The 10,529-nt window shown below is 70.5% G+C and carries 9 protein-coding genes; all 9 read right to left on the bottom strand.

What is annotated here, in order from left to right:
- Positions 1–558: 558 nt before the first annotated feature.
- Complete coding sequence (gene xerD, locus E3T28_RS12740; protein WP_134431856.1) at positions 559–1,488, bottom strand: site-specific tyrosine recombinase XerD; 930 nt, start codon at positions 1,486–1,488, stop codon at positions 559–561.
- A gap of 145 nt (positions 1,489–1,633) precedes the next feature.
- The gene (locus E3T28_RS12735) at positions 1,634–2,320 is read right to left on the bottom strand and encodes an NUDIX domain-containing protein (RefSeq protein WP_420898269.1); all 687 of its coding nucleotides are present in this window, start codon (positions 2,318–2,320) and stop codon (positions 1,634–1,636) included.
- A gap of 3 nt (positions 2,321–2,323) precedes the next feature.
- Positions 2,324–4,045, bottom strand: a complete 1,722-nt coding sequence (locus E3T28_RS12730; RefSeq protein WP_194088567.1) for a CTP synthase — start codon at positions 4,043–4,045, stop codon at positions 2,324–2,326.
- Positions 4,046–4,056: 11 nt separating this feature from the next.
- A complete protein-coding gene (gene recN / locus E3T28_RS12725; protein ID WP_134431850.1) occupies positions 4,057–5,754 on the bottom strand; it encodes a DNA repair protein RecN in 1,698 nt (565 codons plus the stop codon).
- Between the two features lie 9 nt (positions 5,755–5,763).
- A complete protein-coding gene (locus E3T28_RS12720; protein ID WP_134431847.1) occupies positions 5,764–6,684 on the bottom strand; it encodes an NAD kinase in 921 nt (306 codons plus the stop codon).
- Positions 6,681–7,487, bottom strand: coding sequence for a TlyA family RNA methyltransferase (locus E3T28_RS12715; protein WP_134431859.1), 807 nt, complete (start codon positions 7,485–7,487; stop codon positions 6,681–6,683). The genes E3T28_RS12720 and E3T28_RS12715 overlap by 4 nt, the downstream gene beginning before the upstream one ends.
- A 107-nt stretch (positions 7,488–7,594) precedes the next feature.
- Entirely contained in the window at positions 7,595–7,765 is a 171-nt protein-coding gene (locus tag E3T28_RS16945; protein ID WP_166787029.1) for a hypothetical protein, read from the bottom strand.
- A gap of 10 nt (positions 7,766–7,775) precedes the next feature.
- Entirely contained in the window at positions 7,776–8,807 is a 1,032-nt protein-coding gene (locus E3T28_RS12710; RefSeq protein ID WP_134431844.1) for an HAD-IIA family hydrolase, read from the bottom strand.
- Positions 8,782–9,786, bottom strand: a complete 1,005-nt coding sequence (locus E3T28_RS12705; protein WP_174844013.1) for a hypothetical protein — start codon at positions 9,784–9,786, stop codon at positions 8,782–8,784. Before E3T28_RS12705 ends, E3T28_RS12710 begins: the two co-directional genes overlap by 26 nt.
- Positions 9,787–10,529 lie beyond the last annotated feature (743 nt).

The raw sequence follows: 10,529 nt of genomic DNA, 5'->3' as shown, positions 1-10,529 counted from the left end.
GCCCCCGCTGCCCCCGCTGCCCCCGCTGCCCCGCTGCCCCCGCTGCCCGCGCTGCCCGCGCTGCCCGCGCGGCTCCGCGCGGCGGACCCGCGGACCCGGCGGCAAGTGTTGCCGTTCCGGACGACTGTTGCCGGTACACGGGCAACAGTCGTCCGGAACGGCAACAGTCAGCCGCGGGCTCGAGGGACGGGGCCCCGAGGTTCGGCCGGGTCAACCACTGACAGGGACGCGCGGGTGGCTTCGCTCCCCCGCCGAGGTGCCGCACCGCGAGCGGGGGCGGCTGGTGGCATCCGTCGACACGTGACTGAGGAGAAAGTCGCGACACGCCGGGTTCCGCGGCCGCTCGAGCGGTGTTTCTCGAAAGACTCCGGCGTTAGCGACGGTGACGGATGCCCGCGGGCCGGGTCGCAGGTCAAGTCACCGGGTTTCGACAAGCTCAACCACCGGCGGGGCCAGGTCGCAGGTCAAGTCACCGGGTTTCGACAAGCTCAACCACCGGCGGGCCAGGTCGCAGGTCAGGTCACCGGGTTTCGACAAGCTCAACCACCGGCGGGCCGCTCAACCACCGGGCGGCGGCTCGACCGGCGGGGCGGAACGAGAAACCCGCGCCCGGGGATGCGCGGTCGTGTACATGTCGCGGAGGGTGTCAGCGGTGACGAGAGTGTAGATCTGGGTGGTGGCCACCGAGGAGTGTCCGAGCAGCTCCTGCACCACGCGCACATCGGCCCCGCCCTCGAGCAGGTGCGTCGCGAAGGAGTGCCGCAGTGTGTGCGGCGACACGTGACCGTCGAGGCCGGCACGTTCGGCAGCCGCCCGGATGATCAGCCACGCGTTCTGCCGGCTGAGCCGTTTGCCGCGCAGACCCAGGAACAGGGCCGGCGTCGCCGGTCCGCGGGCGGAGAGCAGCGGCCTCCCCCGCACCAGGAATGTGTCGATGGCCGTGCGCGCGTAACTGCCGACGGGCACGATGCGCTGCTTGTCGCCCTTGCCGGTGAGGCGCACCACCTCGGGATCGAGCACGTCGTCCACGTTGAGGTTGACCACCTCAGAGACGCGGGCGCCCGTGGCGTAGAGCAGCTCGAGCAGAGCCTTGTCGCGCAGGTTCGCCACGTCGTCGCCGTCGGTCGCCGCGAGCAACAGGGTGACCTGCTCGATCGAGATGGCCTTGGGCAGCCGGGTGCCGAGCTTCGGCGGCTTGGACTCGTGCGCGACATCCGTGTCGACCACGCCTTCCTCGAGCAGGAAGCGGTGGAACCCGCGCACCGTCGAGAGGATGCGCGCGATCGACGCCGCGGTCAGCGGCGACTCCTCGCGGGAGCCCAGGAACCGCACGTAGTCGGAGATGTGCTGCCGGGTCACGTCGGCCAGCCCGGTCAGGTGCGCGTCCGCCAGCCACCGGCTGTAGATCGCCAGGTCCCGCCGGTAGGCGGCCACCGTGTTGGTGCTCAGGCCGCGTTCGATCGCCACATGCCGCAGATACGAGTCCACGGCCGCAGCAACGGCCGCACCTGCCGCGTCCCGCGACGCCGGTACGCTCGCACCAGCGCTGCCCCTGGCAGGAGTTGCCCCACCATCGGCAGCATCAGGCACACCGTGGCCGGAACCGCTCACATCGATGGGCGAGGCCAACCGGTCACACCGTGTGGTCCCAATTGACCGGATGCCGCGGCCACGGCGCATCCGCTGACCCGAGGGTGCTCCACCCGCGGGACCGGGCCGTCTGGGCGGCAAGCGCGCCGATCACCAGCGACGGGTTCTGCACCCGGCTGGCCAGCACGGCGTCGACGCAGTCGTCCAGCGGAACCCAGCGCACCTCGATGTCGGCTTCCTCCTCGGTGCGCTCGAAGACCTCCCGGGCCGCGGAGAGGCCGCGAGCCAGGTAGATTCGGATGACCTCGTTGCTGCCGCCGGGTGAGGTGTAGAACTCACCGAGCATGTTCCACTCGGTGGCGACCAGGTCGGCCTCCTCGGCCAGCTCCCGCTGCGCGCCGACGAGGGGGTGCTCGCCGGCTTCGTCGAGCAGCCCGGCCGGCAGCTCCCAGTCGCGCACGCGCACGGGGTGCCGGTACTGCTTGATCAGCAGCACGCGGTCCTGCTCGTCGAGGGCGAGGATCGCCACGGCGCCCGGGTGGTCCAGGTACTCGCGCACGATGCCGGAACCGTTGTAGCCGAAGGTGTCCCGGCGGACATCCCAGACCTTGCCGTCGAAGACGATCGCGCTGGCCGAGACCGGCGCGAACGCCGGCTCATCCGCCAATGGGGCGGAGGCGGACTCGGCGGACTTCTCGGCGGTCACACTGTCAGCGGATGCAGAGGTCACGACTCAGGCTTCTTCCTTGGTTTCGACCTCGAACAGGCGGCTGGCCTGCTGACGGTCCAGGGCCGCGCTGATCAGGCCTCGGAACAACGGATGCGCGTGACTGGGCCGGCTGCGCAGCTCCGGGTGAGCCTGCGTGCCCACGTAGAACGGGTGCTCCTCGCGCTTCAGCTCGACGTACTCGACCAGGTGGCCGTCGGGTGACGTTCCGGAGAACCAGAGGCCGGCATCCGCGATCTGAGAGCGGAACGCGTTGTTGACCTCGTAGCGGTGACGGTGACGCTCGGACGCCTCGGAGGCGCCATAGAGCTCGGCCACGAGGGATCCCTCGGCCAGGGCGGCCGGGTAGAGGCCCAGTCGCATGGTGCCGCCCAGGTCGCCGCCGGCGATGATCTCGACCTGCTCTTCCATGGTCGCGACCACGGGGAACTCGGTGTCCTCGTCGAACTCCGACGAGGATGCACCGGTGAGGCCGGCCTTGTTACGGGCGTATTCGATCACCATGCACTGCAGGCCGAGGCAGAGGCCGAGCACGGGGATGCCGTTCTCGCGGGCGAACTTGAGGGCGCCGAGCTTGCCCTCGATGCCGCGCACGCCGAAGCCGCCGGGAACGCAGATGCCGTCGAGCTCGCCGAGCAGGCGGTTCGCGCCCTCCTCGGTCTCGCAATCGTCGGAGGCTATCCAGGTGACTTGGACCTTCGTCTGGTTCGCGAACCCGCCGGCGCGGAGCGCCTCGGTGACGGACAGGTAGGCGTCGGGCAGGTCGATGTACTTGCCGACCAGGCCGATGGTGACGGTGTGCTGGGGCTCGCGCACGGCGTCGAGCACCTTTTGCCAGCCGGACCAGTCCACGCTGGTGACGGGCAGGTCCAGGTGGTCGGTGATGTACTTGTCGAGGCCCTGCTCGTGCAGCATGGTGGGGATCTCGTAGATGCTCGGCACGTCGACCGCGTTGACCACGGCGTCTTCGTCGACGTCGCACATCAGCGCGATCTTGCGCTTGTTCGAGTCGGAGACGGGACGGTCGCTGCGCAGCACGAGCGCATCCGGCTGGATGCCGATGGAACGCAGGGCGGCAACCGAATGCTGGGTGGGCTTGGTCTTCTGCTCCCCCGCGGCGCCGAGGAACGGCACCAGGGAGACATGCACGAAGAAGACGTTGTTTCGGCCGAGTTCGTGGCGCACCTGGCGGGCGGCCTCGAGGAACGGCTGGGACTCGATGTCGCCGACCGTGCCGCCGATCTCGGAGATGATCACGTCGGGGCGCAGTTCGTCGCTGGCCTGCAGGCGCATGCGGCGTTTGATCTCGTCGGTGATGTGCGGGATGACCTGCACGGTGTCGCCGAGGTACTCGCCGCGGCGTTCCCGGGCGATCACCTGCGAGTAGACCTGACCGGTCGTGACGTTCGCGGCCTGGTTCAGGTTGATGTCGAGGAACCGCTCGTAGTGCCCGATGTCCAGGTCGGTCTCGGCGCCGTCGTCGGTCACGAAGACCTCGCCGTGCTGGAACGGGTTCATCGTGCCCGGGTCGACGTTGAGGTAGGGGTCGAGCTTCTGCATGACCACGCGGAGACCGCTGGCCGTAAGTAGATTGCCGAGGCTGGCCGCCGTCAGGCCCTTGCCCAAAGAAGAAACGACACCACCGGTCACAAAGATGTGCCGCGTCGTGTCGTTGCGTACTGATTCGTCCGTGCTTTTATTTTCCACCACGGGCTTCGACTCTAGCAGTGCGGGCAGACCTAACGGTTGGCGCGGGCAAGGTTCATGAGCTCCCGGGCGTGTTCGAGTCCGCTCGCGGAATCGGGCAGACCGGAGAGCAGGCGGGCCATTTCCGCGGCGCGCTCGTCGCCCTGCAGCTGGCGCACGCTGCTGGCCGTGACGGAACCGTCGCTGTCCTTCACGACGCTGAGGTGGTTGCCGGCGAACGCGGCCACCTGGGCGAGGTGGGTGACCACGATTACCTGGGCCGTCTCGGCGAGCCTGGCCAGGCGGCGGCCGATCTCGATGGCTGCGGCGCCGCCCACGCCGGCGTCGACCTCGTCGAAGACGAAGGTCGGCACCGGGTCGGCCTGGTTGATGACGACCTCGATCGCCAGCATCACCCGGGACAGTTCGCCACCGGATGCCCCGCGCGCCAACGACCGGGGCTCGGCTCCCGCGTGCGGACGCAGCAGGATCTTCACGAGGTCGCGTCCGGTGGCGGTGATCTCGGCCCGGTCGTCGACCTCGACCAGCAGCGACGCGTTCGGCATGGCCAGGGCCGCCAGTTCGACGGTGACGGCTGCTCCGAGGGCCTCTGCGGCAGCGCGACGGATGCCGGTGAGTCGGTCGGCGAGGTCGTCGGCGGTCTGGCGCGCGGCATCCGTTTCGGTGCGGAGCAAGTCGATGCGGTCGGAGTCGCTGTCGAGCTCGAGCAGTCGGGCGCTGCCGGTGTCGAGGAAGTCGATGGCCTCGTCGAGGCCGCCGGCGTACTTGCGGGCCAGCCCGGTGAGCACGGCGCGACGCTCCTGCACCACCTCGAGTTCACGGGCGCCGTCGGCGTCGAGGGCAGCCAGGTAGCTGGAGAGCTGCGCGGCGATGTCGGCGATCAGGAAGCCGGCGTTCGCGAGGGCCTCGGCCAGTGGCGGCAGGGCCGGGTCGTGCTCGCCGGCCCGTTCGAGCTGGCGCCGGGCGGAGTCGAGCAGCGCCACGGCGTCGGGCAGGTCGTCGGGGTTCTCCTCGGCGGAGAGCAGTTCCCGGGCCTGGGCGGCCGCGACGCGCAGCTGCTCGAGGTTGCCGAGACGTTCGGCGCGTTCGCCGAGGGCATCGTCCTCGCCGCGCTGCGGGGCGACGAGTTCGATCTCGTCGATCGCGGCACGCAGCTCGTCGGCCTCGCGGGCCCGCTGGTCCTGCTCGTCGACGAGTCGTTCGAGGTCGGCTTGGTGACCCTGCCAGCGGTGGTACTCCGCCTGGAACAGGTCGAGGGTGTCGGCGAGCGTCGGCCCCGCGAAACGGTCGAGGGCGGCGGCTTGGGCGACGGCCGAGCGCAGGCGCACCTGGTCGGACTGGCCGTGCACGACAACGAGGTCGCCGCCGAGGTCGCTGAGCACCCCGGCGGGGGCGCTGCGCCCGCCGACCACGGCCCGGCTGCGGCCCTCCGCGGAGACGGAGCGGCTGAGGATGAGTTCGGGTCCGTCGAGGTCTCCCCCGGCGTCGCGCACGCGGGTGGCGACGGTGCCGTCGGCGGGGATCAGCCAGCGGCCCTCGACCCAGCTCTGCGGCTGGCCCTGGCGCACCAGACCGGGGTCGGCGCGCTGGCCGAGCAGTAGCCCGAGCGCGGTGACGACCATGGTCTTGCCGGCGCCGGTCTCGCCCGTCACGGCGGTGAAGCCGGGGCCGAGCGGGAGGGTGGCTTCGGCAATGACGCCGAGGTCACGGATGACGAGTTCCTCGATCATGCGGACCGCCTATTCACGGCCGACCGGGCCTCTCCAGCCCGTGACGGGCAGGTTGAACTTGTTGACCAGACGGTCGGTGAACGGGCCGCTGTGCAGGCGGGCCAGACGCACCGGAATCGGTGACCGGCGCACGATCACGCGCGAGCCAGGTGGCAGGTCGCGCACGCGGCGGCCGTCGGCGCAGAGCACCGCGGCCCCGCCGGTGCGGGCGAGCACCTCCACGGCGAGCGAGGAGTCCGGGCCCACCACGAGCGGGCGGGCGAAGAGGGCGTGGGCGCTGAGCGGCACGAGCAGCAGCGCGTCGAGCGTCGGCCAGACGATCGGGCCGCCGCCCGAGAAGGCGTAGGCGGTGGAGCCCGTGGGCGTGGACATCACCACTCCGTCGCAACCGAAGGAGGAGAGCGGGCGGCCGTCAACCTCGATGACGACCTCCAGCATCCGTTCCCGGCTGGATTTCTCGACCGTGGCCTCGTTCAGCGCCCAGCTCTCGTAGATCACCTCGTCGCCGAGCTTGACCCGAACGGCGAGGGACATGCGCTCCTCGACCAGGTAGTCGCGCAGCAGAGCGCGGCGGACCGCCTCGCCCAGGTCGTCGCGTTCGCTCTCGGCGAGGAAGCCGACGTGGCCGAGGTTGATGCCCAGCAGCGGGGCGGAGCAGCCGCGCACGATTTCGGCGGCGCGCAGGATGGTGCCGTCGCCGCCGAGCACGATCACAAGTTCGAGTTCGGTGGTCGCGATGCTCTCGTGCAGGATCGCGAGCCGGTCGTCGAGGTCGGGGCAGTGCGCGAGCAGATCGGCGCGCTCGTTGCGGGCCAGGACCGGCACGGCTCCGGCGGCCAGCAGCTGCTGGCAGACGGTGACCGCGGCCTCGAGGGAGTCCGTGCGGCCGGTGTGCGCGACGACGAGGATGTTGCGTGCTGCTGCACTCATTTAGTCACTCCCACCAGCGCCGTTGTGCGTTCGATCCATTCTGTCGGATTGCTGCCGACCGCGCTCGACAGCCAGCACAGGTACTCGCGGTTTCCGGCGCCGCCGGCGATCGGCGAGGCGATCAGGCCGTTCGTCCTGAGGCCGAGGTCCCAGGCCGCCCAGAGCACGCCGGCGATCGCGTCGGCGCGCAGGCCGGGATCGTGAACGATGCCCTCACGGATGCTGCCCTTGCCGACCTCGAATTGCGGCTTGATCAGCAGCACAAAATCGGCCCCCTCGGCGGCGGTCGCCACCAGGGCCGGCAGCACGGTGGGCAGGGAGATGAAGGACAGGTCCCCCACGACCAGGTCGGCCCGCTGCGGCACGCCGGAGGCGGCCGCGATCTTCTCGGCCGTGGCGTAGCGCAGGTTGAACCCCTCGACGAGCACGAGCCGCGGCTCGGCCGCCAGCTGCGGGGCCAGTTGCCCATGCCCGACGTCGACCGCGATGACCTGGTCGGCGCCGCGTTCGAGCAGCACCTGGCTGAAGCCGCCCGTGGACGCGCCGGCGTCGAGCACCGTGCGGCCCTCCACCGGAATGGCGAAGGCGTCGAGGGCGGCGATGAGTTTGTGGGCGCCGCGGCTGACGTAGTGGTCGGTGGCCGCCACCTCGATCAGCTGGGTGTCCCGCACCTTGGCGGATGCCTTCACAACGGGTCGGCCGTCGACCGTGACCAGTCCGGCCACGATCAGCTGCGCGGCCACGGTGCGGGAGCGGGCCAGGCCGCGCTCGGCGAGGGCCGAATCGAGGCGCTGGTCGGGCATCCGGTCACCGGTGACACTGGGGTCGGGCGCGCTCGTGTCTGCGGGGCCGTCAATCGGGGTTGCAGGGCCGTCGTCGGGGCCGTCGTTCGGGGTTGCGTCGAATTCCGTCATGAGTGGCTCGCCCGGGGAACGTCTCCGCCTTCGAGGTGGTCCCGCAGCCCGTCGTGCTCACGCGCGTACGCCGCGGCGCGCTCCTCGAGGGGCAGGTCTTCGATCGCGGTGAGCCGCGGGGGAAGATCCCGGGTCACGTCGTCCGTCGTCATTCGGGGCTGATTCACCCTCTCCACGTTACCGTCCGAGATACAGTCGCTCCGGAACATTGAGTCCGTAGATGGGCCGACCGGATGCCCAAATCACGGCGCAGGCGGCGCGGAGCAGGTTGATCGCCCCGTCACCCTCGGCCACGATCGTGACGTCGGTGCCGACGATGCGCACCGTCGCCCCGCTGACCGTGGCGGAGGAGCCATCCTTGGAGAACACCGTCTCGGGATAGGGCTCATGCAGCTGGCGCAGGTCGTCGAGGAGGTAGGTCGGCCGCGACTTGGCGTCGGCGGCCAGCGCCTGCTTGGCCTTGTCGATGCCGGTGAGCACGAGCACGGCCGGGATGCCGGCGCGATTCGCGCCAAGGATGTCGGTGTCGAGGCGGTCTCCGATGAACAGGGGCGCATGGGCCGCGAACCGGGTGATGGCCTCGGTGAAGATGGCCACCTCGGGCTTGCCGGCCACGATGGGCAGGCGTCCGACGGCGATGTGCACGGCGGAGACGAGGGTGCCGTTTCCGGGCGCGATCCCCCGGGCCACCGGGATGGTCCAGTCGGTGTTCGTGGCGATCCAGGGGATCTCCACGCCGTCGTCGTTCGGGTGCAGGGCGAACGCGGCCTCGGCCAGGTCCTTCCAGCCGAGATCGGGCGAGAAACCCTGGATCACGGCCGCCGGAGCATCGTCGGCCGAGCGGGTGACGACGAAGCCGCCCTTTTCGACCTCGGTCAGGAGACCTTCGCCTCCGATCACGAGGATGCGCGAGCCGGCCGGCACCTCATCCGCAAGCAGCCGCACGGCGGCCTGCGGCGAGGTCACGACATCCGTCGCCACGGTGTGCAGGCCCAGCTCGGAGAGGTGGTCCGCCACGGACTGGTCGGTGCGGGACGCGTTGTTGGTGAGGTAGCCCACCCGCACGGTTTCGGCCGCGCGATTCAGGCTCTCGACCGCGAACGGGATGGCCGACGGACCGGCGTAGACCACGCCGTCCAGGTCGGCCAGCACCACGTCGACGCCGGTCAGCGGGGTGACCGACTCACCCACGCGGCGACGCCTCAGCATCGTGCTCCGCCTCGTCGTCGGTAGAGACGGCGGCGTCGTCTTCGTCGGCGCCAGCGGCGTCGTCAGCGGCGTCGTCGGCGGCGGCATCTTCGTCGGCGTCAGCGGCGTCGTCGTCTTCGTCTTCGTCTTCGTCAGCAGCATCGTCGTCAGGGGCGTCGTCGGCGGCCTGGCCCGCGAACTCATCGTCGGAGACATCGGTCGCGTCGTCGTCGAAGTCGATATCGTGTTGGTCGTCTTCCTCGTCGGACTCTTCCTCGTCGATCTCGAGGATCTCCATGGTCTCGTCGAACGCGGTCTCGCCAGAGACGGCGGCGTCGGCCCGTTCGGCCCGCTCGTTCCACAGTTCGGCCTCGTCGTCGCGGCCCAGCTCGCCGAGAACCTCGGCGTAGGCGGCGAAAAGCTCGGCGCTGTAGGAGAACGCGGTCTTCGGGTTCAGCTGCGGGATCTCGAGCTCGCTGAGAGCGGCCTCGGTCTCGCCGAGGTCCAGTCGGGCACCCGACATGGCGATCGCCAGGGCAACCTGAACGGATGCCGGCAGTGAGGCGCGCTCGACGGAACGTCCCAGCTCGAGCGCCCGGTCCGGGCGGCCCACGCCGCGTTCACTGTCCACCATCAGCGCGAGCTGATCGTTGGAACCGGAGATGCGGCGGTAGGTGCGCAGTTCCCGCAGCGCCAGGGCGAAGTCGCCCGTGGCGTACGCGGTGATCGCGAGGCTCTCGCGTACCACGGCGATGCGGCCGGCGCGCCGGGCGGCGCTCATGACGTGACGGTGTGCCAGCTCGGGGTCTTCCTCGATGACGCGGGCTGCCATGGCCAGGTGGCGGCCGACGGCTTCGGCGTTGTCCTTGCTGAGGGTCTTGAGCTCGTTGCGGGCGATCCGGTCGAGGTCCTGCGACGTGATGTCGTCGGGCAGTTCCGGGTCGTCGTGGCGCGGGCGCACCGACCGGAGCTCGCGCTGCATGCGTTGCTCTTCGGTCATCTCCTCTTCGACGACACGGGCATCGCGGTCACCGCGGGCCGGGGCACCGTCACGAGTCCACAGCTTCTTTCCGGCGTCACCACGCGGGGCGCCGGCGCGGTTCGGCGAACCGCCGCGCTGAGTCCACGGCTTGTCGCCGCCCTGCTGCGGGCGGTCGCTGCGCTCGGGACGGGTGCCGTCCTTGGCCCAGGGCTTGCGCTCGCCGTCGCCGGAGGGACGGTCAGTGTTACCCCGGTACGGAGGGCGCTCCCCACCCTGCTGCGGACGCTCAGAGTTACCCCGGTACCCACCGGTGGAGGGGCGCTCGGAGCCGCCGCGGTACGGAGGGCGCTCTCCACCCTGCTGCGGACGGTCCGAATTGCCACGGTATCCCCCGGCGGCGGGACGGTCCGAATTGCCANCGGAGGGCGCTCTCCACCCTGCTGCGGACGGTCCGAATTGCCACGGTATCCCCCGGCGGCGGGACGGTCCGAATTGCCACGGTACGGAGGACGCTCACCATCACGCTGCGGACGCTCGGAGTTACCGCGGTAACCGCCAGTGGACGGGCGGTCGGAGTTGCCACGGTACGGAGGACGCTCTCCATCCTGCTGCGGGCGGTCCGAATTGCCCCGGTATCCCCCGGCGGCGGGACGGTCCGAATTGCCCCGGTACGGAGGACGCTCACCATCACGCTGCGGACGCTCGGAGTTACCGCGGTAACCGCCAGTGGACGGGCGGTCGGAGTTGCCACGGTACGGAGG

It is taken from the genome of Cryobacterium sinapicolor (assembly GCF_004403465.1).
GTDB classification, from domain to species: domain Bacteria; phylum Actinomycetota; class Actinomycetes; order Actinomycetales; family Microbacteriaceae; genus Cryobacterium; species Cryobacterium sinapicolor.
The sequence above is the reverse complement of the archived record's forward strand: the minus strand, read 5'-3'. Positions and strand labels throughout refer to the sequence as shown.

What these genes read in the sequence shown, in the direction of transcription:
- E3T28_RS12715 (WP_134431859.1), bottom strand. Translation starts at nt 7,487, where the DNA reads ATGCCCGACCAGCGCCTCGATTCGGCCCTCGCCGAGCGCGGCCTGGCC.
- E3T28_RS12710 (WP_134431844.1), bottom strand. Translation starts at nt 8,807, where the DNA reads ATGCTGAGGCGTCGCCGCGTGGGTGAGTCGGTCACCCCGCTGACCGGC.
- recN (WP_134431850.1), bottom strand. Translation starts at nt 5,754, where the DNA reads ATGATCGAGGAACTCGTCATCCGTGACCTCGGCGTCATTGCCGAAGCC.
- E3T28_RS12705 (WP_174844013.1), bottom strand. Translation starts at nt 9,786, where the DNA reads ATGACCGAAGAGCAACGCATGCAGCGCGAGCTCCGGTCGGTGCGCCCG.
- E3T28_RS12720 (WP_134431847.1), bottom strand. Translation starts at nt 6,684, where the DNA reads ATGAGTGCAGCAGCACGCAACATCCTCGTCGTCGCGCACACCGGCCGC.